Annotated in this window: 15 protein-coding genes; 6 read left to right on the top strand and 9 right to left on the bottom strand. The window is 61.8% G+C overall.

The features are described 5' to 3' along the window. Nucleotides 1-105 precede the first annotated feature (105 nt). Nucleotides 106-13,116: a non-ribosomal peptide synthetase gene (locus tag AO388_RS01300; protein WP_058415951.1), complete on the bottom strand. Its 13,011-nt coding sequence runs from the start codon at nt 13,114-13,116 to the stop codon at nt 106-108. Nucleotides 13,117-13,209: 93 nt separating this feature from the next. Beyond that, nucleotides 13,210-13,968, bottom strand: coding sequence for a thioesterase II family protein (locus AO388_RS01295; RefSeq protein WP_058415950.1), 759 nt, complete (start codon nt 13,966-13,968; stop codon nt 13,210-13,212). Between the two features lie 315 nt (nt 13,969-14,283). Between AO388_RS01295 and AO388_RS01290 the strand changes: the two genes are divergently transcribed. Beyond that, nucleotides 14,284-14,820 (top strand): RNA polymerase factor sigma-70, encoded by a 537-nt coding sequence (locus AO388_RS01290; RefSeq protein WP_003319375.1) that lies wholly within the window; start codon nt 14,284-14,286, stop codon nt 14,818-14,820. Nucleotides 14,821-14,898: 78 nt separating this feature from the next. Here the strand turns inward: AO388_RS01290 and AO388_RS01285 are convergent, their stop codons facing one another. Continuing rightward, nucleotides 14,899-15,423 carry an SgcJ/EcaC family oxidoreductase gene (locus tag AO388_RS01285; protein ID WP_003371658.1) on the bottom strand — a complete coding sequence of 175 codons (525 nt, stop codon included), beginning with the start codon at nt 15,421-15,423 and terminating at the stop codon, nt 14,899-14,901. A 192-nt stretch (nt 15,424-15,615) separates the two neighbouring features. Between AO388_RS01285 and AO388_RS01280 the strand changes: the two genes are divergently transcribed. From AO388_RS01280 to AO388_RS01265, 4 genes are read left to right on the top strand one after another with little or no spacing between them, the layout of a single operon-like run. Beyond that, complete coding sequence (locus AO388_RS01280) at nt 15,616-16,800, top strand: sensor histidine kinase (RefSeq protein WP_058415949.1); 1,185 nt, start codon at nt 15,616-15,618, stop codon at nt 16,798-16,800. Then, nucleotides 16,797-17,465, top strand: coding sequence for a response regulator (locus AO388_RS01275; RefSeq protein ID WP_003371654.1), 669 nt, complete (start codon nt 16,797-16,799; stop codon nt 17,463-17,465). Before AO388_RS01280 ends, AO388_RS01275 begins: the two co-directional genes overlap by 4 nt. Further along, the gene (locus AO388_RS01270; RefSeq protein ID WP_058396577.1) at nt 17,462-19,801 is read left to right on the top strand and encodes an ATP-binding protein; all 2,340 of its coding nucleotides are present in this window, start codon (nt 17,462-17,464) and stop codon (nt 19,799-19,801) included. The genes AO388_RS01275 and AO388_RS01270 overlap by 4 nt, the downstream gene beginning before the upstream one ends. Next, nucleotides 19,798-20,262, top strand: a complete 465-nt coding sequence (locus AO388_RS01265; RefSeq protein WP_003406975.1) for a response regulator — start codon at nt 19,798-19,800, stop codon at nt 20,260-20,262. Before AO388_RS01270 ends, AO388_RS01265 begins: the two co-directional genes overlap by 4 nt. Here AO388_RS01265 and AO388_RS01260 read toward each other — a convergent pair whose 3' ends face one another. From AO388_RS01260 to AO388_RS01235, 6 genes are all read right to left on the bottom strand, one after another. Then, the gene (locus AO388_RS01260; protein WP_003371651.1) at nt 20,263-20,694 is read right to left on the bottom strand and encodes a universal stress protein; all 432 of its coding nucleotides are present in this window, start codon (nt 20,692-20,694) and stop codon (nt 20,263-20,265) included. It lies immediately after the preceding gene. Between the two features lie 116 nt (nt 20,695-20,810). After that, nucleotides 20,811-21,809, bottom strand: a complete 999-nt coding sequence (gene dusA, locus AO388_RS01255) for a tRNA dihydrouridine(20/20a) synthase DusA (RefSeq protein WP_058415948.1) — start codon at nt 21,807-21,809, stop codon at nt 20,811-20,813. A 263-nt stretch (nt 21,810-22,072) separates the two neighbouring features. Next, nucleotides 22,073-23,200: a sensor histidine kinase gene (locus AO388_RS01250; RefSeq protein ID WP_058415947.1), complete on the bottom strand. Its 1,128-nt coding sequence runs from the start codon at nt 23,198-23,200 to the stop codon at nt 22,073-22,075. Between the two features lie 133 nt (nt 23,201-23,333). Next, entirely contained in the window at nt 23,334-23,573 is a 240-nt protein-coding gene (locus AO388_RS01245) for a hypothetical protein (RefSeq protein ID WP_058415946.1), read from the bottom strand. 78 nt (nt 23,574-23,651) lie between these two features. Further along, nucleotides 23,652-24,095, bottom strand: a complete 444-nt coding sequence (locus AO388_RS01240) for a LexA family protein (protein ID WP_003371644.1) — start codon at nt 24,093-24,095, stop codon at nt 23,652-23,654. Between the two features lie 137 nt (nt 24,096-24,232). Further along, nucleotides 24,233-25,495 (bottom strand): M20/M25/M40 family metallo-hydrolase, encoded by a 1,263-nt coding sequence (locus AO388_RS01235; protein ID WP_054081123.1) that lies wholly within the window; start codon nt 25,493-25,495, stop codon nt 24,233-24,235. A 354-nt stretch (nt 25,496-25,849) separates the two neighbouring features. Between AO388_RS01235 and tal the strand changes: the two genes are divergently transcribed. Beyond that, complete coding sequence (tal, locus tag AO388_RS01230; protein WP_003371640.1) at nt 25,850-26,782, top strand: transaldolase; 933 nt, start codon at nt 25,850-25,852, stop codon at nt 26,780-26,782. The last annotated feature ends 49 nt before the right edge of the window (nt 26,783-26,831 follow it).

The raw sequence follows: 26,831 nt of genomic DNA, 5'->3' as shown, positions 1-26,831 counted from the left end.
CCTCAGGTGTGTGTTCGGTCCTTTGAAAACGCGCCAGCGAGCTGCGGATTTACACCCGGTAACGAGTTTTTTATCCGCAGCCCCGCCGCTCCGACGAGAGGCTGATCAGAGCCCTTCCAGTTCCGCCATCAAGTCCGCCAGACGGTCGAATTTCTGCTCGTCGACCTGTGCTCCTCCAACGCTTTCCAGATGCTGCGCCAACGCCTGAACGGTGTTGAATTCGAACATTGCCCGCAACGGCACGTTACGCTGCAAGCGCTTCTGCGCACGGGTCACCACCTGGGTCGCGAGCAGCGAGTGCCCGCCCAACTCGAAGAAATTGTCGGTAATGCCCACGCGCTCGACCTTGAGCACATCAGCCCAGATCGTTGCCAGCTGCTGCTCCATTTCCGTCTGTGGTGCCAGGTAATCCTGCTGCGCCAGGCTGACGTCCGGCGCCGGCAGGGCCTTGCGGTCCAGCTTGCCGTTCGGGGTCAGCGGCATGGCCTCCAGTAGCACCAGATGCGTCGGCACCATGTAGTCCGGCAGGCTGGCCTTGAGGTGGCCTTTCACCTCGTCACGCAGGGCCTCATGATCCTGCGTCGCGGAGCGCGGCACCAGGTAGGCCGCCAGCACCTTGCCCAATGGGCCGTCGACGTCCAGCACCACTGACTCACGGATAGCGGGATGCTCCAGCAGACGGGTTTCGATTTCGCCCAGCTCGATGCGATAACCACGAATCTTCACCTGATGATCAACCCGGCCGACGTACTCCAGCACGCCGTCCTTGCGGCGCCGCGCCAGGTCACCGGTGCGGTACAGACGTTCGCCCGGCGCACCGAACGGATGCGGTACGAATACCGGTACGCTGCGCGAAGGGTCAGCGACATAACCACGACCGACACCGGCCCCGGCCACACATAGCTCACCAACCGCACCCAGCGGCACGAGGTCCAGCGCATCATCGAGCAGGTACAGACGATTATTGTCGGTCGGCGAACCGATCGGCAGATAAGCGCTGCGAGTGGACTGCGCATCGACCCGGAAGAACGCCACGTCATCAGAGCATTCAGCCGGACCATAGGCATTCACCAGGCCGATCTGCGGGTAACGTTGCAGCCACTGGCTGGCCAGTTCCGGCGGCATCGCTTCACCGGTCGGCAGCATCCAGCGCAGGCCGTCGAGCGCTGCCTGCGGTTCGGCGAGCAGGCCGTTGATCAGCGACGGCACGCTTTCCAGCACGCTGATGCGCTGTGCCTGAACATGCGCCAACAGCGCCTGCGGATCGCGGGCGATGTCGTTCGGCACGATGTCCACCCGAGCACCGAACAGCGGCGCGGCGAGGAACTGCCAGACCGAAATGTCGAAACTCTGCGAGGCGGTCTGGGCGATCACATCGCGGTCGCTCAGGCTCAGGTAAGGCACCTTGCTCAACTGGTTATTGAGCATGCCGCGCTGCTCGACCATCACGCCCTTCGGCAGCCCGGTGGAGCCTGAGGTAAAGATTACATAAGCGAGGTTGTCCGGCGCGCTGTAGCGACCAGGATCGTGCTGCGCGGAATCGCTCTGCTGCACGTCTTCCCAGACCCGCAACTGCGGTCGGCGCCCTTCAGGCAGTGCTTCGAGCAGCGCCCTGCCCTGTTCCAGGCACTCAGCGCTGCACACCAGCAGCGGTGTGGCGCTCTGGCCGATGATGCCGCTCAGACGCGAGTTCGGCAGTGCCGGGTCCAGCGGCAGGTAACCGGCACCGGCCTTGAAGCTGCCGATGATCATGCCGAGCAATTCAACACCGCGCTCGGCCAGCAAGGCAACTGGCTGATCGAACCCGACACCGGCCTCGATCAGGGCATGGCCCAGACGGTTGCTGGCGATATTCAGCTCGGCATAGCTGAGCTGGCGCTCTAGGCAACTGACCGCAATGCGCTCCGGATGCGCCGCGACCTGCGCTTCGAACAGCTCGACATAGCTTTTATCCAGCGGGTAAGCATGGTCACTCTGGTTGCAACCGTCGATCAGGAAAGCGCGTTCCTGCTCACTGACCAGCGTCAGTTCGGCCATGTCGCCATGAAAGCCTTCGACCAGCGCCAGCAGCAGGCGCTTGAACTCACCAAGAATCCTCTGCACGGTGGATTCGTCGAAATAGCGCTGGTCGTAGGACAGGTGCAGACCCAAGTCATCGCCCGGATAGCAGACTGCGGTCAGCGGGTAGTTGGTGTGGGTACGACCGGAATCCGAGGTGGCATTCAGGCTTTGCGCACGGTCCAGCACCGAGACCTCGACCGGCGCGTTCTCGAACACGAACAGGCTGTCGAACAGTGGCTGGCCCTTGGGCAGCTCGCTGTTTTCCTGAATGGTCACCAGCGGCAGGTATTCGTACTCGCGCAGTTGCATGTTGCTGTCCAGCAACTGGCCGAGCCACTGGCGAACGCTGCAACGCTGGTCGTCAGCCGGCATGCCGACACGCAGGGCGACGGTATTGATGAACAAGCCGACCGTGCGCTGCATCTGCGGCAGTTCCACCGGCCGCCCGGCCACGGTAACGCCGAACACCACGTCGCGCTCACCGCTCATGCGCCGCAGGGTCAGCGCCCACGCCGCCTGGGCGAAGGTGTTGACGGTCAGTTGATGCTGCTGCGCCAGTTCGCGCAGCTGTGCACCGTCGCGTTCATCGAGACGGGTGTAGCAGTCGCCCACCACCATGCCACCGCTGTCGCCGGCATGTTCACGCAGGAACGGCCGGTCGCTGGGGATCGGCGTAGGCTGCTCGAAGCCGCGCAGGTTATCTCGCCACCAGTCACGCGCCTGCGTCAGTCCTCGGCGTTGCAACCAGCCGATGTAGTCGCGATAGCGCGGTGCGGGGGCCAGTCGCGCATCGCGGCCTTCGCCCAGCGCAGTGTAGATGTCGAAGAAATCGTTCATCAGCAGCGAGCGGCACCAGGCATCGATCAGGATGTGGTGGTTACTCATCATGAACCAGTAGCGCGCTTCATCGATGCGGATCAGGCGCAGGTGGAACGGCGGCTGATCAAGCAGATTGAAACCGGCCTCGCGCTCGGACTTGAGCAAGGCCTGCAGACGCGGCTCCTGCTGGTCCTCCGGCACGTCACGCCAGTCCAGATAATCGATTGGCGTGCTGCCCGGCTTGTGGATGACCTGCAGCATGGCTTCGCCGATATCCCAGCAGAACGAGGCGCGCAGCGCTTCATGACGGGCGATCACCGCCTGCCAGGCCTGGGCAAAACGCTCTGGGTCGAGCGCGCTGTTGATGCGGTAGCGGTCCTGCATGTAATACAGGCCGGTGCCCGGTTCCAGCAGGGTGTGCAGCAGCATGCCCTCTTGCATCGGGGTCAGTGGGTAGACGTCTTCGATGTGGCTTGGCGGAACCGGCAGCGCGTCGAGCTGCGCCTGATCCAGAGCAGCCAGCGGGAAGTCCGACGGCGTCAGGCCGCCGCTGCCATCGGCCAGGCAATTGGCAATCAGCGCCTGCAGGCAGGCCAGGTAATCCTGTGCCAGCGCTTCGATGGCAGCCGGTTCATAGCGCTCGGCACTGAAGGTCCAGCGCAGCAACAACTCGCCGCCATACACCTGACTGTCGATGCTCAGTTCGTTGGGCAGCGGCGCCTGCGGGTCGTGGGCCGCGCCTGGCGACTCTTCCAGCGGACGGAACAGCGCGTCGTCAGCGAAGCTCTGATCGAACTGGCCGAGGTAGTTGAAGGTGATCGGCGCCACCGGCAGCGCCTGCATGGCAGCCTTGCTGGCACTGTCGGCCAGGTAGCGCAGCACGCCATAGCCCAGCCCCTTGTGCGGCACCTGACGCAGTTGCTCCTTGATCGCCTTGATCGAGTCGCCCGGTGCTGAATCGGCAGCCGGCGCTGGCGTCAGGCGCAGCGGATAGGCGCTGGTGAACCAGCCCACCGTGCGGGTCAGGTCGATGTCATCGAACAGGTTTTCACGGCCGTGACCTTCAAGCTGGATCAGCGTCGACGGCTGCCCGCTCCAACGGCAGACCACCTGGGCCAGCGCGGTCAGCAGCAGGTCGTTGACCTGGGTTCGGTAGGCACTCGGCGCCTGTTGCAGCAATTGCCGGGTACGTTCGGCATCCAGTCGCACGCTGACCGTCTGCGCATGCAGATTCTGCTGACCGCCCTGCGCGTTATGGCACGGCAGAGTCGTCGCAGGACCGCCCAGCTGGCGCTGCCACAGCTGCAGTTCTTCACGTAACGATTCATTGCCTGCATAGGCCTGCAGACGCGCGGCCCAGTCGCGGAAGGCGCTGGTCTTCGCCGTAAAGCGCACAGACGCCGCGTCGCGCAGTTGACGATAAGCGTTTTGCAGATCGTCGAGCAGCACACGCCACGACACGCCATCGACCACCAGGTGATGAATGACCATCAGTAACCGTTGCCGGCCCTGCGGCCCATCGACCAGCAAGGCGCGCAGCAGCGGACCGTCTTGCAGATCGAGACTGCGCTGGGTGTCGGCGTACAGAGCTGCGCATTCGGCCATGTCGGTGACCCGCGCCCGAATCAACAGGGTGTCGGCGGTCACTGCGCGGTGTTCTGCCTGCCACGTACCCTCGTGCTCGGTGAAACTCAGGCGCAGGGCATCGTGTTGTTCGAGTAGCGCACGCAACGCCTGCTCCAGCAGGTTCGGGTCCAGGGCGCTGAGCGGCTCCAGCAGCAGCGACTGGTTCCAGTGCTGACGCTCGGGGATAGGCGTGTCGAAAAACCAGTGCTGAATCGGCGTCAGGCCGCAAGCACCGTCAAGCTGGCCCTGCTCGGCCTGAATCAATTCGCGGGTGGTCGCCACGGCAGCCAGGGTCTGCACGGTCTGGTGCTGGAACAGATCACGCGGGCTGAAATGAATGCCCGACTGACGCGCCCGGCTGACCACCTGAATCGACAGGATCGAATCGCCGCCCAGTTCAAAGAAGTTGTCGTTGAGGCCGACTTTTTCCACGTTCAGCACCGCACACCAGATTGCCGCCAACTGCTGTTCCAGCTCACTGGCGGGCGCTACGTAGTGTTGACGATTGAGTTCCGGGTCTGGTGCAGGCAAGGCACGGCGGTCGAGTTTGCCGTTGGCGGTCAGCGGCATGCTGTCGAGCAGGATCAGGTGGGTCGGCACCATATAGTCCGGCAGTTGCGCCTTGAGGTGCGATTTGAGCGCTTCACGCAATTGCGTCTGCTGCTCGTCGCCCTGCCAGGCCAAGTCGCTGACCAGATAGCCCGCCAGCTGCTTGCCCGACGGTGTGTCCAGCGCCAGCACGATGGCTTCGCGGATCGCTGCATGCTCCAGCAGACGGGTCTCGATTTCACCCAGCTCGATGCGGAAGCCGCGAATCTTCACCTGATGGTCGATACGCCCCAGGTATTCCACCAAACCGTCGGCGCGCTGGCGCACCAGATCGCCGGTTCGGTACAGACGCCCGCCGTTGCTGGCGAATGGATCGGCCACGAAGCGTTCGGCAGTCATGCCGGGGCGCTGGTGATAGCCCTGCGCCAGGCCCGCTCCGCCGATGTACAGCTCACCGCTCGCGCCCTGGGGCACCAGCGCCAGATCGGCGTCGAGAATGTACGCCACCCTTGCGCCGACCACGCGACCGATCGGCACGCTGGCCTCGCCCTCCTCCAGTTGCTGCGGGGCCAGGCTGGCCAACGGCATGACCACGGTTTCGGTCGGGCCATAAGCATTGAACAACAGCTCGGGCTGGAACACTGCACGGATACGTTGCAGGTGTTCGCCGGTCAGCGCTTCGCCGCCGGTAATGCACATGCGCACCGGCAGGGTCTGGCCCTGGGTTGCCAGCCACTGCGCCAACTGGCTGCCATAGCTGGGCGTGAAGCCGAGAATATTGACCTGCTGCTGGCGAATCAGCGTGCAGATTTCTTCGGCGTCCCACTGCCCCTGAGCACGCAGCACCACGCGCGCGCCGCAGAGCAAGGGCACCAGCAGGCGCTCGGTGGCAGCATCGAAATTAATCGAGTAGAAATGCAGCTCGCAGTCGTCAGGGCGCATGTCGAAGCGCCGGATCACCGCCTGGCAATGCATGGCGATTTCACCGTGGGACACCACCACGCCTTTGGGTTTGCCGGTCGATCCGGAGGTGTAGATCAGGTACGCCTGGTGCTGCGGCAGGTTGATGAACGGCAGCTCACAGGTTGGGCAGGACGCCAGCAATGGCTGATCATCTTCCAGGCACCAGCGGGCAACACCCTCAGGCAACTCACCCAATGCGGCAAACAGGGCACGATCGCTCAGCAGCAGCCCGACTCCGCTGTCTTCGATCATGTAGTGCAGGCGTTCCAGCGGGTATTCCGGGTCGAGCGGCACGTAGGCACCGCCAGCCTTGATGATCGCCAGCAGGCCGACGACCATGTCCAGCGAGCGAGGCAGCGCCAGACCGACGCGAACCTGCGGGCCGACGCCGCGCTCGCGGAGCATCCAGGCCAATTGGTTGGCCTTGGCGTCCAGCTCGGCGTAACTGAGGGTTTGCCCGGCGAAGGTCAGCGCCGGCGCGTCTGCACGCCGTTGTGCCTGTTCGGCGAACAGGCTATGAATGCACTGGTCGAGCCGCTGCTCACCCGCTTCGACGCCGAGGCTGTCGAGCAGTTGCTGACGCTCTGTGTCCTGCAGCAGCGGCAATTCACTCAGGCGTTGTTGTGGATCAGCGAGCAGCGCCTGCAGCAGGTTCAGCCAGTGCTCGGCCATCTGCGCGATGCGCGGTTCGTCGAACAGATCGGTGCTGTAGGTCAGGCAGCAACCCAGTCGGTGATCCAGCTCGGTGACTTCCAGATTGAGGTCGAACTTGGTGGCCCGCGCATCGTTGACCAGGTACTCGACGGTCATGCCCGCCAGTTCGCGACTCTGCTGGAATTCCCAGCGCTGCACGTTGCACATCACCTGAAACAGCGGGTTGTAGGCGGCGCTGCGTGGCGGTTGCAGGGCTTCGACCAGATGATCGAACGGCAGGTCCTGATGTGACTGGCCTTCGATCACCGTGTGGCGAACCTGTTCGAACAACTGGGCGACGCTCATCTGCCCGTCAAGCTGCACGCGCAGCACCTGGGTATTGAGGAACGCGCCGATCAGCCCTTCGCTTTCCGGACGGATGCGGTTGGCCACCGGTGCGCCGATGCGCAGGTCGTTCTGGCCGCTGTAGCGGTAGAGCAATACCGCCAGGGTGGCGGTCATGGTCATGAACAGGGTCAGGCCATTGCGGGCATTGAATGCACGAACTTTTGCGGCCAGGTCGGCGTTCAGGTCGAAGCGATACAGTTCGCCCTGATGGCTTTGCACCGGCGGACGCGGCCGGTCCGCAGGCAGCTCCAGTAATGGGTGCTCGTTGCCCAGCTGTGCGGTCCAGTAATCGAGCTGGCGCTGGCGTTCACCGGCTTCCATCCACTGCCGTTGCCAGACGCTGTAATCCAGGTAGTGCACTGCCAGCGGTTCCAGCGGCGAAGGTCGTCCTTCGAGGAAGGCCTCGTAAAGCTGTCCCAGTTCGCGGGCGAAAATGTCCATCGCCCAGCCTTCGGTGACGATGTGGTGCAGGGTCAGGACGAAGTAATGCTCAAGGTCGCTCGACTTGACCAGACACGCGCGCAGCAACGGTCCGGTTTCCAGATCGAAGGGCTGGTGCGCCTCACTGTCGGCCAGCGCCTGAATGCGCTGCTGACGAAGCTCGGCGGGCAATGCCGAGTAGTCCTGCCATTGCACGCACAGGCCGGACTGCTCGCTGACCTTCTGGCACGCTACGCCGTTGACGCTCGGGAACGTGGTGCGCAGGGTTTCGTGGCGCAGAATCAAGGCTTGCAGCGCTGCCTCGAAACACTCGATGTTCAGCACGCCTTTCAGGCGCGCCATGCCGCCGACGTTGTAGGCCGGGCTGTCCGGCTCCATTTGCCAGAGGAACCACATGCGCTGCTGGGAATAGGACAGCGGCACCGGCTGGCTGCGGTCGACACGGGCAATCGGCTGCAGGCTGCTGCGTGCGCCTGACTGCTGAATGCACTCAACCTGTTCGGCAAACGCGCCCAGCTCGCTGGCTTCGAACAGCGCCCGCAACGGCAGGTCGATGTCGCACGCCTGCCGCACGCGGGAAATGATCTGCGTGGCCAATAACGAGTGCCCGCCCAGTTCGAAGAAATCATCGCGCAGGCCGACACGCGGCACACCCAGCACCTGTCGCCAGACAGCGGCGATCTGTTTTTGCAGATCGGTCTGCGGCTCTACGTGCTCGCGGGTCTGCCATTGCGGCTCGGGCAAGGCGCGGCGATCCAGCTTGCCGCTCGGGCTCAGGGGCATGCTGTCGAGACGCACCAGCTGCGCCGGGACCATGTAATCCGGCAGTTCCAGGGCCAGCGCCGACTTGATCCGCTCGGCCTCGACGCTCTGCCCTGCTTCGGCGGTGTAGTAACCGATCAGTTGCGGCCCGGCAACGGTTTCGCGCAGCAGCACGGCTGCCTGGCCTACGCCTGGCTGGGCCAGCAGGCGGGCTTCGATCTCTTGTGGTTCGACGCGAAAACCGCGCAGTTTGACCTGCTGATCCAGACGGCCAAGGTATTCCAGCGCGCCATCAGTGCCCCAGCGTACCAGGTCCCCTGTGCGGTACAGGCGCTCACCCACTTGCCCCAGCGGATCGGCGACAAAGCGCTCGGCGGTCAGCCCGGGACGCTTCAGATAACCGCGCGCCAGACCGATGCCGCCGATGCACAACTCACCGGCCACCCCGCGTGGCAGCGGATTCAGTTCGCTGTCCAGCACCCGGCACAGCACATTGCCCAGCGGACGGCCGATCGGCGAACGCAGGCCGTCGCTGATCCGGCACTGCCAGTGGGTGACGTTGATCGCGGTTTCAGTCGGGCCATAGCGGTTGTGCAACTGTACGCCGGGCAGTTGCTCCAGCACCCGGTTGCGCAGCTCGCCGGGCAATGCTTCGCCGCCAGAGAACAGCCGACGCAGGCTGCTGCACTGTTGCGCCAGCGGCTCATCGATGAACAGTTGCAGCAGCGGCGGCACGAAGTGCAGCGTGGTGACCGAATACGCGTTGATCAGCTGCGCGATGCGCTGCGGGTCGCGGTGTTCACCAGGGCCTGCCAGCAGCAGACGGCAGCCGGTGATCAGTGGCCAGAAGCACTCCCACACCGAGACGTCGAAGCTGATCGGTGCCTTCTGCATCAGCACGTCGCTTTCATCCAGCGCGTAGGTGTCCTGCATCCATTGCAGGCGTTCGGCCAGTGCCGCATGGGTGTTGCCGACGCCTTTGGGCTGACCGGTCGAGCCGGAGGTATAAATCACGTACGCCAGGTTGTCGCCGTGCAGGTTCAGACGCGGCGCGCTGACCGGCCAATTGTCCAGGTGCAGCCTATCCATCGCGACCGTGCACACGCCTTCGGCGCTCGGCAGGTCGCCCAGCAGATGGCTCTGGGTCAACAGCAGTTCGACCCCGCTGTCCTGGAGCATGTAGGCGAGTCGATCCATCGGATAGTCCGGGTCCAGCGGCACGTACGCCCCGCCCGCCTTGAGGATCGCCAGCAGCCCGATCAACAGCTGCGGCGAACGCTCGGCGGCGATCGCCACCTTGATGTCCGGACCAACGCCCTTGTCGCGCAGGTAATGCGCCAGGCGGTTGGCCTGCGTGTGCAGGCCGGTGAAGTCGAGGCTGCCACCCTCCCACACCAGCGCAATACGTTCCGGGGTCTGCCGCGCCTGGCGGTCCAGCAGATCAGGCAACCACAACGTGGCCGCTGCGCAAGGCGCGGCGCTCCATTGCGCCTGTTGCTCCTGCTCCTCGGCGCTGAGCAGTTGCACATCACCCAGCGCGAGCTGTGCCTGCTGGCTGACCTGCGCCAGCAGCCGTACATAGTGCCGAGCCATGGCGACGATGGTGTCGTGCTCGAACAGTTCGTCAGCGTAATCGAAAGACAGCGTCAGGCGACCATTGCGGTCCTCCTCGCTGTGCAGTTGCAGATCGAACTTGGCCTCGCGGCTGTGCCACGGCAGCTCTTCGGCCAGCAGCCCCGGCAAACGACGCAGTGCGCCGAGGTCGCGTTGCTGATGGTTGAACATGACTTGAAACAGACCGTGCTCGCGCGCCTGCGGAAACGCTTCGACCAGTTGCTCGAACGGCACGTCCTGATGGGCCTGGGCTTCAAGCGCCGCCTGCCGGGTCTGAGCCAGCAGGGTCGAGAATGGCAGACGCGGGTCCAGCTCTGCGCGCAGCACCAGGGTGTTGATGAAGAAGCCGATCAGGCCCTGGGTTTCATGGCGTGGCCGATTGGCGCCGGGCACACCGATACGAATGTCGGCTTGCCCGCTGTAACGATGCAACAGGGTCTGGAACCCTGCCAGCAGGAACATGAACGACGTCGACTGCCAGGCTTGCGCGGTGTTGCGCACGGCGGTGCTCAGTTCGGCAGTCAAGCGCAGGCTGTAGCGCGAAGCGCTGTGCTGCTGACGGGCCGAACGCGGATGGTCGGTGTTCAGCGTCAGGACCGGTTGTTCATCACCCAGTTGCTGCTGCCAGTAAGCCAACTGACGCTCGGCCTCGCCGTTCGCCAGCCATTCGCGCTGCCATTGGCCGTAATCGGCATAACGTAGCGGTAACGGTGTCAGCTCCAGGGTCTGGCCCTGAACGGCCGAGGCATAAAGGCGCGAGAACTCGTCGATCAGCACATTCAGCGACCAGCCATCGGCAATGATGTGGTGCAGCGTGACCAGCAATTGATGCTCTTCTTCGTCCAGTTGCAACAACGTGACGCGCAGCAATGGACCATGTTGCAGATCAAACGGCAGACGCGCCTGCTGTTCGCGAATTTCCACGGCCCGTGCCTGACGCTCGGTGCTGGGCAGATCGCTGATATCGAGGGTGTCGAGGTGGAATTCACTGGGCGCGTCGATACGTTGCAGGGCCACACCGCCCTGTTCGTAGAAGCGCGTACGCAGCGATTCATGACGCTCGATCAGGCGTTGGAAGCTGGTGCGCAATGCAGTGCTGTCGAGTTCACCGCGCAAGTGAAGCCCACCGGGAATGTTGTAGGCGCTGCTGTGCGGATCGAGCTGCCAGAGGAACCACAGGCGGTTCTGGGCCATGGACTGTGGAATATGCTCGTTGCCGGGCAATCGGGCGATGGCGCTCTGCGTCTGGCTGTCGCCTTGCAAGGCGGCGACCTGCAGCGCTTCGACCTGCGCCGCGAAGGCCGCCAGCGTCGGCGCTTCAAAGAGCAGTCGCAGGTTCAGGTCGATCCCCAGCGTTTCGCGCAGGCGGGCCACCACCTGAGTCGCGATAATCGAGTTGCCGCCCAGCAGGAAGAAATGGTCGTCGGCACTGACCTGCTCACACTGCAACTGCTCGCACCAGACTGTGGCAATCTGCGCTTGCAGGTCCGAGCCGCGGCTTGGGGCACAGCCTGAAAGAGTGGTATCGCTCGCGGGGAACACCGCGTAGCTGTCCAGGCTGCCGTCGGCCAGACGCGTGCGGCAGGCCGAGCGTTGCAATTTGCCGCTGGAGGTCTTGGGCAGCGCGCCCGGATTGAGCAGCACCACGACACTCGGCGCTTCCTGAAACGCCTCGGCCACGGTCTGCCGGATGATTTTAATCAACGCTTCGGGCGTGAGGGTTTTCTGCACGCTGCGACTGATTTCAGCAGCAATGCCGATGCCTTCGTTACCGTCCTGAGTGACGGCAAACGCCGCCACACGGCCTTTGCGCACGACATCCACCTCACTCTCGATGAGCTTTTCGATATCCTGCGGGTATAGGTTATGGCCACGAACAATCAGCATGTCCTTCAAGCGACCGGTGATGTACAGCTCGCCGTGACGCTGAAAACCCAGGTCGCCGGTGCGCAGCCAGGTCTGCCCGGCATGCTGCACGAATGCCTTGGCGGTGGCCTCAGGGTTGCGCCAATAGCCGTGGGCGATGCTCGGCCCGCTGGCCCAGACTTCGCCAACCTGATTTTCGTCGAGCACCTGCAGGCTGGCCGGGTCGGCAATCAGTACGCCATGCCCTGGCTGGCCTGTGCCGCAGCTCATGACCGGCTGACCGTCGCCCGGTTCTACGACGTTGCGCGCCAGCGCCTGCGCATTCAGGCGCAACGATGGAATACCCTTGCCGCGCTTGCCACCGGCCACGTACAGCGTCGCTTCGGCCAGGCCGTAGGACGCCATGAAGCTGTCAGGCGTGAAGCCGCAACTGGCGAATTTCTCGGCAAATGCCCTCAAGCTGTCTTCGCGAATCGGCTCGGAGCCCGAATACGCCACGCGCCAGCGACTCAGGTCCAGACGCTCCAGCGCTGACTCGCTGACCCGTGCGCTGCACAGCTGGTAGGCAAAGTCAGGCCCACCGCTGATGGTGCCGCCGTATTCACTGATGGCTTCCAGCCAGCGCAATGGCCGGGCAAGGAAGTACGCGGGGGCCATCAGGATGCACGGGACACCGCTGAAAATCGGTTGCAACAAGCCGCCGATCAGGCCCATGTCGTGGTACAGCGGCAGCCAGCTGACAATCACGTCGTCCGGGTTGAGGTCGATGCCGAAGCCGTGGCGGATCAGTAACTCGTTGGCGACCAGATTGCCATGCGTGACCTGCACGCCCTTGGGCAGCGCAGTCGAGCCCGAGGTGTATTGCAGGAATGCGATGTCGTCGGCCTGCAACTGCGGGCCCTGCCAGTCTCGTGCCGGGGCAGCAGGCAACGTGTCGACACAGAGCAGTGGCGGCGCATCGGCGGCGGTCAACTCGTCCATCTGCAGCAAGGCCGGCTGCAAATCGGAACCGGTCAGCAGCAGACGCGGCTCGGCATCGGCGATGATCGACAGCAGGCGCTCCTGGTGATGGCGACGGTTGGATTCCGGCGGATAAGCCGGCACGGCAATGACCCCGGCATACAGGCAGCCGAAGAACGCCGCGACATAGTCCGGCCCGCTATGGAACAGCAGAATCGCCCGATCCCCCGGCACGGCCTGACGTTGCAACGCAGCAGCGATGGTCCGCGCGCGCAGGTCCAGATCACGGTAGGTCAACACCAGGCCCTGGTCTTTCTCATCGGTGAGAAAACGCAGCGCCAGCCGATCCGGCCTGTGCAAGGCGCGACGCTGAAGAGCCTGAGCCAGAGTGTCGGGGAGTTCAAACGCATCCATGATGGGGTTCCTGCTAGATTCGGCGTGCCAGATAAAATCTGAATTTCAAAAAAGACGCGCGCCCTGCAAAGGCCGCGCGCGAGGCAAACAGGGTCAACCGGCGGCCCGGTTCATTTGCCGTGAGGTGCTGTTGCGCCAGCGGGCCAGGTGCTGTTCGCAATAGCGCCGCAGCAGACGGAGCAGCTGTGCTTGCTCGTCGACCAGATAAAAGTGATGGCCCTCGAACATGTCCAGAGAGAATCCGGTGCGGGTCTCTTCCTGCCAGTCGAGCAGTTCCTCGACGCTGATGTTGTCCTGTTTGCCGCCAAATACATGGATCGGCACGCTGAGCGGCTCGCGCCTGCCGTACACAAAGCTGCCGCAGAGCAGAAAATCGGCGCGCAGGATCGGCAGCATCAACTGCATGAGTTCCTGATTGGCGATGACGTTTTCGCTGGTGCCCTTGAGCGTGCGCAGCCGGTCGATCAGTTGCGCATCGGTCTTGGCGGCGACGTATTCGCTGACATCGCGGCGCACCGGACCGGCAGTCGCTGATGCGAACAGCGCCAGCGGTGCGGGCAGACCGCGCTCGCGCAAGGCGTGCGCCAGCTCAAAGGCCAGCAGCCCGCCCAGACTGTGGCCAAACAACGCATAGGGCTTGTCCAGCTCGGCGCTGATTTCGTCGGCCAGATGATTGGCCAGTTGCACGATGTCGATCTGCAAGGGCTCGTCCATGCGCATGCCACGACCGGGAAGCTCCAGCGGGCGCACGTTCAGCCACTCCGGCAATTTGCGCCGCCAAGGGCTGTAGAACATCGCGCTGGCCCCGGAATAAGGCAGACAGAACAGCGTCAGGCTCACCGGCGTGCTCATATCGAAACCGCCTGTCTGTGGGCGCGGATGTAAAGGCGGCGATGCGCGTGATCGGAACGCATGGGGTTCTCCTGAGGTATTCCCTGGCCGCAACCGTGGTCGGGCCTGTCACCAATGAGAACGGATGGCGTCTGCAAATAATTAGGCGGATGCACGCAGCGAGAACAGGCACGATGAAAGCGCCCTTTTAAAGTGCACTGATTGGATTTCGCATTTGACAATAATTATCATTAAGGCTAATTTGTCGCCCCATGTGACGGTGCTGCCCCTCCATGCGGCCCTCCCCTCCATTGTTGAAGCAGCAAGGTGAATTCCATGACGGAACACGTAATCACAAGTAAGTGCGACTCACCCTTACTCCAGGCCTTCGTCGATAACTACTTGCTGCTGGTCAAGATTGCGGCCCGCATCGTGGGTTGTCGCTCGCGCGCCGAAGACGTCGTGCAGGATGCCTTTTTCAGACTGCGCTCGGCACCTCAGGCCACGCTGACCTTCAAGGCCCAGCTCAGTTACCTGTTTCAGATCGTGCGCAACCTGGCCATCGATCATTACCGCAAACAGGCGCTCGAACAGAAATACACCGGCCCGGAGGCCGAGGGGCTGAACGTGGTGATTCAAGGTGCCTCGCCGGAAATCTCGCACATCAACTTCTCCAGCCTGGAGAAAATTGCCGATGCCCTGACCGAGCTGCCGCCCCGCACTCGCTATGCATTCGAGATGTACCGCCTGCACGGCGTGCCGCAAAAGGACATTGCCAAGGAACTGGGTGTGTCGCCGACGCTGGTCAACTTCATGATTCGCGATGCGCTGATTCATTGCCGCAAGGTCAATGGCGCACAGGCCGAAGCCTGAGAGCGAGCGGTTCAGACAGGCAAAAAAATCCGGAGCACTGGCTCCGGATTTTTTGTTTTCCGCCTGGCGGATAACAGATCAGCGGCTGACCTGATACTCGGGCTGTACTTCCGGCATCGCCGAGGAATGGTGGTTGAGAATCTTCCACTCGTTGCCGACGCGGTGGTACAGAAAGGTATAGCGCGCCTGGACTGTGCTCTTCTTGCCGTCAGCGGCGGTCAGGGTGAACGTGTAGACACCACTGTCCACCGCTGCATCCGGACCCAGGCGGCGGATTTCCCGGTAGTTGATCTCACCGGCCGGCTTGAGCGCCAGGAAGTGATCGAAGTAGTCCTTGATCTCCGCAGGCGTTGCCCGGACCTTGTTCGAAACGGTCGGCTGCAGAACTGCGTCCGGTGCATAGAGCGACACCACAGTCTGCGAGCTGCCGGTCTTCAGGGCCTTGTTCCAGCGGTCGAACAGACTGGCGATCTCCTTGTCGTTCACGTTGCTTGGGGTCTCGGCCACCATGCGATAGGTGTAGCCGGAAGGCTCGGCGGCGGCGTGGACCATCGGCGCACTCACAGCCAGCAACAGGGCCAGGGCGGTCAATTTCATTTTCATCGCTACTCTCCTACGGGGATCTGTTCAGGGATTCAGTGAGTGCCACTTTGCCCTCCCCGCCACGGCTCGCCATCGGCCAACCGGGGTTAACTGTGTATGCCGATCGGCAGATAGGCTTCACCTCCTGATACAGTTCTAATAGCCTTACTTCTGTTATGCCCGCGCGGGCATCAACCCTCGCTGGAGCATCCCATGCAAAGTCCCCCCCATGATCCGGCAAGCGCACTGGCCATTCGTAACCAATATCGCCAGTCGCAAAGCCGTGCCGCGCGGCTTCGCCTGTTGGTGGATACCGGCCAGGAGCTGACCCATCTGCCACCCCAGGCCATGCGCCAGCGCGTGCTGCAACGCGCGTGCGCATTCGTGGCGATGGACCATGGCCTGCTGCTGGAATGGAGCGCCGACACCGGTGTGCAGACCACCGCCCGTCATGGCAGTGCAGAACGCCTGGCGACACTTGAGACCGCTGCCGACCCGCTGGCCATCGGCCCGCAGTGGCTGGAGCGGCCCGATGCCGACCTGCCGTGCATGCTGCGGTTACCGTTGCGCGGCGCCGACGAAGGCTCTTTTGGCACCCTGCTGCTGGCCAACAGCGTGGGCATCAATACGCCGGACAATGAGGACATCGAGTCGCTGCAATTGCTGGCGACGTTGCTGGCGGCACACCTGGAGAACAATCGGCTGCTTGATGCGCTGGTGGTCAGAGAACAGACCATGTCCGAGCTGGTCCGCCAGTTGTTCACCGCTCAGGAAGACGAACGCAAACGCGTGGCCTACGACCTGCATGATGGGCTGGCCCAGACCCTGGCCGGGCTGCACCAGCGGCTGCAGGGTTTTGCCGGTCGCTGTCCTGATCTGCCTGAACCGCTGGACGCCGATCTGCAGGCCATTCTCAAGCTGGCGCAGCACTGCGTGGGCGAAGGTCGCCAACTGATCAGTGGCTTGCGGCCAAGCGTGCTGGACGATTTCGGCCTGCTGCAGGCGGTCGACAAGGAAGCTGACCGGTTGCGCGAAGCCGGAATCGCAGTGCACTGGCAGTCGCGCTCCCTGACCCGCCTGCCCAGCCACCTGGAAATCGCCCTGTTCCGTATTGCCCAGGAAGGCATCAACAATGTGCTCAAACACGCCGCTGCGAGCAACGTAGAATTGGCTCTGGAACTGAGTGAAGAGCACATTTCACTGCTGCTCGAAGACAACGGCAGTGGTTTCGTCACCCAAAAACCGTTCAATGACAAAGGCGTGCAGAAACTGGGCCTGGTGGCCATGCAAGAGCGCGCCAGCCTGCTCGGCGGCCGTCTGACCTGCGTCAGTCGGCCCGGGCACGGCACCCGACTGCGCGCCATCGTTCCTTTTACCGCAGACAAGGCAATGACATGACTGACACTGTACGACTGGTTTTGGCGGACGATCATGAAGTGACGCGTACCGGGTTCGTCTCACTGCTGGCGGGGCATCCGGAGTTCGAAGTGGTCGGTCAGGCGGCCGACGGCCAGCAAGCCATCGATCTGTGCCAGGAGCTGCAACCGGACATCGCCATCCTCGACATCCGTATGCCGGTGCTTAACGGGCTGGGCGCTGCGCGGATTCTCCAGCAGCGCATGCCGGATCTGAAAGTGGTGATTTTCACCATGGACGACAGCACCGATCACCTGGAAGCCGCCATCAGCGCGGGCGCGGTGGGCTATCTGCTCAAGGATGCCAGCCGCGACGAAGTGATCGACGGCCTGCAACGCGTGGCGCGTGGTGAAGAAGCACTGAACAGCGCCGTCAGCGCGCGCCTGCTGCGGCGCATGACCGAACGCAATACCAGTGGCGCAGCCCTGCCGGAAACCCTCACCCCGCGTGAACGCCAGGTGCTCGGGCTGGTGGCGGGCGGCTTCAGCAATCGGGAAATCGGCGAAAAACTTGGCATCACCACCGGGACGGCCAAGGCCCACGTGGAAAAGGTCATCGGCAAACTCGGCGCCTCGGACCGCACTCAGGCGGCGGTACGCGGTGTGGCGCTGGGGCTGGTGAGCCAATCAACGAGCGACTGGCAATGACCGCAAACGCCAGCAGTCGCTGGGAAGACCTTCCGCTACGCGGCAAGGCGCTGGTGGCCATTTCGCTGCCACTGGCGATTCTCATGTTCTCGCTGGTGCTGATCTATATCGCCGAGCGCCAGACCGCTCAGGCAGAGGAGGACGTAAGGCGCGTGCTGCTTGTGCAAGGCGACATTCAGACCCTTCATACGCAGATCGCAGAAGGTGCGGCCAGCGTACGTGGCTACCTGCTGACTCACCGGGAAGACTTCCTGCCCGGCTACCTCAACGCGCAACCGCTGATCGAGGCGGCGCTGACCCGGCTCAACACCAATGTGCGTGACGAGCAGATGCGCGAACACCTGAAAGCCATCGAGCCGCTGATCAACACCAAGGTCGAAGGCCTGGAAAAACTGCGCTCGATGGATAGGCAAGATCAAGAAACCGTCGCCCGCATCCTGATCGAAAACAAGTACGTGCTTGACCAGTTGCGCGAACGCATCGGCATCATGCGCGAGCGTGAAGACGCGCTGCTCGCCGAACGTACCGAGGCTGCGGCAGCCACTCGCGAGCGCCTGCTGCTATCGACTCTGCTGGCCGCAGCCTGCGGCATCTTCGGTGCCATTCTTGCCGTGTTGATGCTGTCCAAAGGCATCGTCGCCAGGGTGCATCAGGTGCAGCGCAACGCCCAGCGTCTGGCGCTCGGGCATCCGCTGCTGCCCCAACCGCCTGAAAAGGACGAGATCGGCCAGCTCGGCACTCGTCTGGTCGAGGCCGGCCAGCTGCTGGCCGAACGTGAACGCGCACTGCGCGACAACGAGGAGCGTTTGCGGCTGATCATCGAAGGGGTCAAGGACTACGGCATCTTCGCGCTGGACCGCAATGGCTACATCACCACTTGGAACGCAGGAGCCGAGCGTATCAAGGGCTACACGGAACAAGAGATCATCGGCCAGCACTTTTCTGTGTTCTATCTGCAGCAGGAATGTCCGCAACACCCCGACATGGCATTGCATGAGGCCACCGTCAACGGCCGGTATACCGAGGAAGGCTGGCGCCAACGCAAGGACGGCAGCCGTTTCTGGGCCAGTGTGGTGATCACCGCGCAATACGACAGCAATGACGAGCTGCGCGGTTTTTCCAAGATCACCCGTGACATCAGTGATCGTCGCGTTGCCGAAATTGCTCTGGGTACTGCGCGTGAGGAAGCCGAACGCGCCAGCCGGGCCAAAAGTGAATTCCTGTCGCGCATGAGTCATGAACTGCGCACACCGCTGAACTCGATTCTGGGCTTTGCCCAGTTGCTGGACATGGACTCGCCCGCCAGCCAGCGCCCGCAAATCGGTCATATTCTGCGAGCGGGCCAGCATTTGCTGAAGCTGATCAATGAAGTACTCGATATCGCCAGAATCGAAGCCGGGCATGTTTCCCTGGTCCTCGAGCCCGTATCTCTGTCGAGCGTGCTTGAAGAAGCCCTGGTGCTGGTCTCGCCGATGGCTGCCGACGCCAATATCGAGTTGAAGCCCTTGCCGAATCTGCCTGACGAGATCGGCGTGGTCGCTGATCGCCAGCGCTTGATTCAGGTGTTGTTGAACCTGCTGTCCAACGCGATCAAATACAATCGGCCCGCTGGCCAGGTGCGGATTGAAATCGAGCAGACTACCGAGCAGGTGACGGTCAGCGTAGTGGACACCGGCTACGGGATTGCGCCGGAGCGTATCGGACAGCTGTTCAAGCCGTTCGAGCGGCTGGACGCCAACCCGAGCGTCGAAGGCACCGGGCTGGGACTGGCGCTGAGCAAAAGCATGCTGGAGATGATGCACGGCACGCTGTCCGTACAGAACACACCGGACGAGGGCTGCCGGTTCATACTCGCGCTGCCGCTTGTGCGGGTGCAGCCGCCCGCCGCCAAACCGCCGCGTCAAGCTGACACTGCTCTCGAGATAACGCCGGATGTCCGCTCGCCTGCCCGCCCGGCCTATCATGGCAAGCTGCTGTGCATCGAAGACAATCTGTCGAGCATGGCCTTGATTGAAACGCTGCTGCAACGCAGACCGGGTATCCAGTTGCTGTCGAGCATGCAGGGCCAGCTGGGGCTTGATCTGGCGCGCCAGCATGCGCCACAGCTGATTCTTCTCGACCTCAGCCTGCCGGACATCAAGGGGCTTGAGGTGCTGCAACGTCTGCGACGCCTGCCGGCTACTGCTCACACACCGGTGCTGATGATCACTGCCGACACCAGTGATAAAGCCCATCGCGAACTGAAACAGGCCGGAGCCACGGCCATTGTGATCAAACCCATCCAGGTGCCGGTGTTTCTTGCCCTCCTGGACCAGTATTTACCGGAGCCCACATGACCGGCGACTTTCGCATTCTGATCATTGATGACCAACGGCCCAACCTCGATCTGATGGAGCAACTGCTTGCCCGCGAGGGGCTGACCAACGTCCTGAGCAGCACCGAGCCGTTGCGCACGCTGGATCTGTTCAACAGCTTCGAGCCCGACTTGGTTGTGCTCGATCTGCACATGCCCGAATTCGATGGCTTTGCGGTGCTGGAGCAGCTCAACCGGCGCATACCGGCCAATGACTACCTGCCGATCATGGTGCTGACCGCCGACGCGACACGCGATACCCGCCTGCGCGCACTGGCGCTGGGCGCGCGGGACTTCATCAGCAAGCCGCTGGATGCCCTGGAAACCATGCTGCGCATCTGGAACCTGCTGGAAACCCGCGCACTGTATAAATCGCTGCGCGAGCTGGTGCCTGCGGAAAATATCGAGCTGCTGCGCCAGCCGCGAACGCTGGCGCAGCAGTGATTATTTGATCAGCGTCACCGGCACCGATGCTTCGTGGATCACCCGCGTGGCCACGGAGCCCAGCAGCAGGCCGCCAAAGTTACCGAGCCCGCGGGTGCCCATGACCACGGCGTCGCAGCCGAGCCGCTGAACCTCAGCCTCGACCTGTTCTGCCACGTTGCCCAGATCGACGTGGGCCTGAAACGGCACACCAGCAGCAGTCAACAATGCAACCGCATCAGCCAGCACCCGCTTGCCTTCATTGGTCAAGCCGGCTTTGACGCCATCAATCATGTCGGGAGCCAGATAAAGGCTGTAATCGATGGGGCTGGCCTGCACATTCAGGATATGTACCTCGAGCGACTTGGTGAGTTCACCAGACAACTCGATGACATAGCCCAAGGCACGCATGGCGTGCTCGGAGCCGTCGAAAGGAACCAGAACTTTGTGCATGGGCGTTTTCCTTGTTGGGTTATGCGCTCAACATAACCGCAGCCCGATAACGCCGCTACTGGAATAAGCGTTTCCTTTGATTCGGCTCAACTCAGATCAATTCACGGCACATGCGATCAATGCCCCTGCAGAAACGCCGCGGCCTGATCCAGCAACAGCATCGGGTTTTCGGCCTTGTGTATGTCAACCGACAGCAACTGCCGGAAGCGTCGCGCACCAGGGAAACCCAGGCCCAGACCGAGCATATGCCGGGTGACGTGGTGCATATTGCCGCCGCTGGCAATGTGCTCCGCAATGTACGGCCGCATCGACTCCAACGCGTCGTAACGACTGAAGACCGGCGCCGTGCTGCCGAACAACTGCTGATCGACATGCGCCAACAGATACGGGTTGTGGTAAGCCTCACGCCCCAGCATGACGCCATCGAACGACTGCAAATGCTCACTGCACTGCTCCAGCGTCTTGATGCCGCCGTTGAGCACAATCTCCAGGTCAGGAAAGTCAGACTTCAACTGCGCCACTACGTCATAACGCAGTGGCGGAATATCGCGGTTTTCCTTGGGAGAAAGCCCTTCGAGAATCGCGATACGCGCGTGAACCGTGAAACTCTGGCAACCCGCCTCCTGAACCTTGCCGACGAAATCACACAACTCGGCGTAGCTGTCACGGCCATTGATACCGATCCGGTGCTTGACCGTAACCGGAATACCAACCGCATCGCGCATCGCCTTGACGCAATCCGCCACCAGCGCAGGATGCGCCATCAGGCACGCACCGATCATGTTGTTCTGCACCCGGTCACTCGGGCAACCGACGTTCAGATTGACCTCGTCATACCCTGCCTCTTCCGCCAGACGCGAACACGCAGCCAGATCCGCCGCCGTACTGCCACCCAACTGCAACGCCAACGGATGCTCGGTTTCATCATGCCGTAGGAACCGCTCGCGGTCGCCATGCAGCAAGGCGCCGGTGGTGACCATCTCGGTGTAGAGCAAGGCATGCTTTGAGAGCTTGCGCATGAAGTAGCGGCAGTGGTGGTCGGTCCAGTCCATCATCGGAGCGACGGAGAAGCGGCGCGTGAACGAGCGCCTTTTATCGGGGCTTGCGGATGACATTAGCGTCGGTAGCTCGGAGAGAAGTATGGAGGCATTCTATCATCGGGCGTCGTTGTGCAGCCACGTTAGCCAATTGATGCCGCTGGATGGCTGTAAATTGGGAAGGTTTTGATGGATAAGTTTGAGGTCTTTCGGAATTGATCAAGCGGGCATCTCTGTCGCCCGCAAGATGCTTGAAAGCAGGTCCTCACCTCAGGAGCAAGACCGGGACACTATGTGTGTCGGTGTCGGATATACACCTCTGACTGACAACCGCCCCCACCTCACCCCGCACTCAACGGAATGAACACCGCAAACGTAGTCCCATGATCCGCTTTCGACGTCACCTCGATACGCCCGCCGTGCGCGTCGACAATCCTGTCGACGATGAACAGACCCAGTCCCAGGCTTGAATAAGGTCCGTTGTCGGTCATCTTTTCGGGTGAGTAGCGGTCCATCGGGTTGAAGATGAACGGCAGCACATCTGCGGGAATCGGGCTGCCGGTGTTGTGGACGATAAAGCGCAGCTCGCCCTCCGAAACGGCCAGCGTCACTTCGACGGGATCGCAGCTATTGCCGTGCTGTATGGCGTTGCCGATGAGGTTCGAGAAGACCTGCTCCAGTCGATCGCCATCGAAGCGGCCGATGACCGGGTCCTCCGACGTCAAGCGAATGTCTGCTTCCGGGTTGACGGTACTCGATTCGTCAACGATGCGAACGCAGATCGGTTGCATGTCTATTTTGGTCTTTTTCAACGGGATGCCGGGACCGATCTGTGAGCGCGTGAAGTCGAGCAGATCGCCGACGATCTGGTTGGCCCGCTTCACGCTGGAGTAGATCCTCGATGCAACCTTGGTTGGCCGCGCGTCCAGATCATGGGTGCGCAGCAATACGTCGGCCCCCAGCAGTATGGCGCTTAGCGGGGTACGCAAATCGTGCCCGAGGATGCCAAGAAATATATTGCGTGATGCCTGAATCGCGCTGGTATAGCTGGAGATAGACTCGGCCAGGGCCTGATCTATCGCCTCGTTGAAACGAATCATGTCTTCGATCTGCTGTTGAGTGTCCAGCGCTTCTCGCGACATCCACTGTTTGATCACGCTCGCCCGTAATGCCCGAAACTCCGAAACCACCTGATCGATGGTGAAGCCCGACATCAGTCGAGTGATCGCGTGGCTTTTGGCTGCGGTTTGTTCATGTGACACGCCGTGGCCCTGCGATTTGTCGACCTGCTGTTGCAACGACTGATCCGTTTGCAGATCAGTGGCGATCGCCCGCAGCATTTGCTCGACATGGTCCCTGAGCTCTGTGGTATCCAAAGGCTCACCGGCCGGAGACAGGGTGCGTGCGAAATCGGTCCACTCGCGCACGATAGGTTCGATGTTCTCGAGGATAAAGCCTGATAAACGCATAACCATTCAAACCTGAACAAGAGCCCGCGGACTGCAGATTCGCAGGGTGAGCCAAAGCATGCGTCCCGGCCCAGCGGACAGATAGCGTCTTAGGTGAAGTTCACGCAGGCAGGGGAATAACGGATTACCGAATCTAATCGGCAAGTGCCTGTAAACGAGCCTGAACTGCGTCGTCGAAAATGATGTAAAGCGCTTCGGCATCGGCTGGACGCAACTTTCTGCTGGTCTCAAGATCGTGAATGTATTCGATCTGCAACGCGGCTTCGGCTTCCACGTCGGCGCAGGTGCTGGTTGCGTCGAGCGCCCTTACCAGATCACTGATTGCTCCCTGTACAGGCTTGGGGAGCCGTAGCTGGTCAAGTCGTTCTTGCATGCGCTCGGTATTCCGGTAAAAGCCATAGAGTGGGCAGCAGATCACGCAGCAGCGTGCAATGCAAGGACATGCGTCTGTTCATCGATGAGCTGATGATGCAGCGCGGCCCTCCAGCAGGTTTTTCAGGCTGTAGGTGACCACGCCCAGAATGATCAGGTCATCGTTGTCGGTGACACGCAGTGGTGGGTAATCCGGATTTTGCGATTCCAGAATCACCACATCGCCGCGCATGTGCAGACGCCGGCAGATCTGCCGTGCATTGAGCGAGGCAACGACGATGTCACCGTGCTCAGCGTACTGGCTGCGGTCGACCACCAGCATGTCCCCGCTGCACATGCCGCCCCCTTGCATGCCTTGGTCTTCGATCCTGGCCAGGTAGGCGTGCGGCTCACGGACCTCGCAAAGCTCGGCGATGGAAACATGCTTCTCGACCACTGGCGATCTGGAGCCAACGGACGACAGCGATATGAACGGGAGCTTGATGCCACCTGCCGACAACGGGCCAAGGAATGTAACACTCATGAGGCGAGCCTTTTCTGATTAACTGTATACATATACAGTTAATCGTTTATCGGTGATCAGGTCAATCGCAATGCCCCACGCATCGACAGATGGCGTGGCCCGCAGACCACGCCTGTCAACGCTCCCCTCACGAGTCGTCAGGGCGCAGCATCACCCTTCGACAACTGCGTAATCAGCGCCACGGTCAGGTAAAGCCTGGGCGCGATGCTCGACAACTCAATGTATTCATCGTCGGCATGCAGACCGGCGCCGACCACGCCCATGGTTTCGAGCACCGCAGGTTTTGCACTCCCCGGTACGTAGGCATAGCCCGCGTCGGTACCGAAACGCATGGCAATCGGCTCCAGAGTGCGGCCTGTTTTCTGGTAAAGCGCCTGCGCGGTTTTCGCCAGCTGTTCGGAGCCAGGGTTTCTGGCCAGCGGCGGTCGGCCTTTTTCCATTCGCAAGGTCACTTCGGTGCCATCGACCAGTGTCTTCTTCACGATTTTTTGGCCATCAGCCAGTACGCGATCGCTCTCGCTGAGGTCGGAATAGCGCATGTCCGCCTCGGCTGATGCGCTGGATGGAATGATGTTGCGCTTCTCCCCACCCTTGATCAGTGTCCAGTTGACGGTCGTGCCTTTGCCTGGGTCGCCGAGGTCCTTAAGCTGCAGCAACTGATGCGCCAGCTCGATGGCGGCATTGCGCCCGGCCTCGGGAGCGGAGCCCGCATGTGATGATTTGCCTTTGACATCGAGGAGCAGGCCATTGATGCCGTTGGTGGCGACGGTGACGGCATCCTTGTCAGGCGGCTCGTACGAAAACACGTAGTCATGCTGGCGAGCGAGTTCGGCGATGACTTTTTTCGAACCGCTGGAGCCGGTCTCCTCGTCCGGGTTAAAGAGCACAGTGAGCGTACCGAACGCCTTGAAGTGCTCATTCTGCAACAACTGCAGTGCGTGCAGAATCATCGCCACGCCGCCCTTGGCATCTGCCACCCCTGGCCCATAGGCCCGCTCGCTGTCGAGCCTGAAGGGACGCTTGGCGGCAGTGCCCGGCCCGAACACCGTGTCGTAGTGGACCATCAACAGAAAAGAACGCGTGCCGTTGCCTTTGAACGTGCCGACGATATTGTCCCCCGCCGAAGGATCTGCCGGCGTGGTGGAGACTTCAGCGCCCAGCGCCTTGAGACGTTCGACCAGCATCGCGCTGACGGTCTTCAGCCCGGGTGCCTGGCCGGTGCCTGTGTCGATATCGACCAGTTGCCGGACAGTGTCGAGGTAGGCCGGTTGTTCGGCCTGGGCTTTTTTCAGCAACTGATCGGGTGACAGCTCGGCGGCATTGGCGGCCATGGAAAACAGACCCATGGAAACCAGGGAAAGTCCGATGGCGGCAGTGAGGGGGAAGCGTCGTGAATGCATGCTGGTTCCTTCAGATCATCGCGAGTTGAACAGCATCTTTACCCCAATGCGCCGCTCGACGCCACAGCCCGGTCTGATTGCGAACCCGGCTCACCCCGGCGCAGCGGCCCTCTGTCAAAGGCACGGTAAGCTGATGTTCGCGCCCATTGCGCAACGTGCAGGCCGCTCTTCAAGAGGTTAAATTCACATCAAGGGAACAAGCAGTCGGTGCGAGGCTCAAAAACATCCTAGACAAAGGTATTCACGACAATGCCGTCCCTCAGGGCCTATCATCGGCAGCAGTAAACGCTGCGGCCTTGAGTGGTCGGCAGCGCTCGGGTAATGTCATCCAACCGCACAGGACAGAGCACGCTCATGACTTCCAAGCTGGATCAACTCAAGAAATTCACCACCGTTGTTGCCGATACCGGCGACTTCGGCGCCATCAAGAGCCTCAAGCCTCAAGATGCAACCACCAACCCTTCTTTGCTGCTCAAGGCCGCTTCGAGCGAAAGCAACAAAGCGATGCTCGAGGAGGCATTCGCCCTTGGCAAGGGCGACATAGGCCTGGCCTGCGATCATTTCGCAGTGGCCATCGGTCAGGAGATTCTCAAGGTTGTACCCGGCCGCGTGTCCACTGAAGTGGATGCCCGACTGTCCTTTGACACCAACGCTCTGATCGAACGCAGTGAACGCCTGATCGGGCTTTACAACGCTGCCGGTGTCGAAAATGATCGCGTGCTGGTGAAGCTTGCCTCCACTTGGGAAGGCATCCGCGCCGCCGAATACCTTGAGAAGAAAGGTATCCAGACCAACCTGACGTTGCTGTTTTCCTTCGCCCAGGCTGTCGCTTGCGCCGAGGCTGGCGTCTTCCTGATTTCGCCGTTCGTGGGCCGCATCTACGACTGGTACAAGAAGTCGACAGGCACCGATTACACTGGTGCAGAAGACCCGGGCGTGCAGTCGGTAACGCGCATCTACAATTATTACAAGGCCAACGACTTCAAGACTGTCGTGATGGGTGCCAGCTTCCGCAACTTGAATCAGATCGAACAGTTGGCCGGTTGTGATCGTCTGACCATCAGCACCGAGCTGCTCAAACAATTGGCCGAAGACACCGGCACACTGGAGCGCAAGCTTGCTCCGGGCAATAATGCAGGCGAGCCACGTCAGAGCCTGACCGAGAGCCAGTTCCGCTGGAATTCCAACGAAGATGCCATGGCCACCGAGAAACTGGCTGAAGGCATTCGTCAGTTCGCTCGCGATCAGGAAAAACTGGAAGCGCTGCTTCCTGCCAAGAAAGCCTGANGGCATCCTCGCGGATGCCGCCCTTTTTGCTGCCTGCGATTCAGCGCAG

Origin of the sequence: Pseudomonas sp. ICMP 10191, from assembly GCF_001467335.1 — a bacterium.
Classification (GTDB): Bacteria; Pseudomonadota; Gammaproteobacteria; order Pseudomonadales; family Pseudomonadaceae; genus Aquipseudomonas; species Aquipseudomonas cerasi.
Note: the sequence above shows the minus strand (reverse complement) of the source record. Positions and strands in the feature narration are given on the sequence as shown.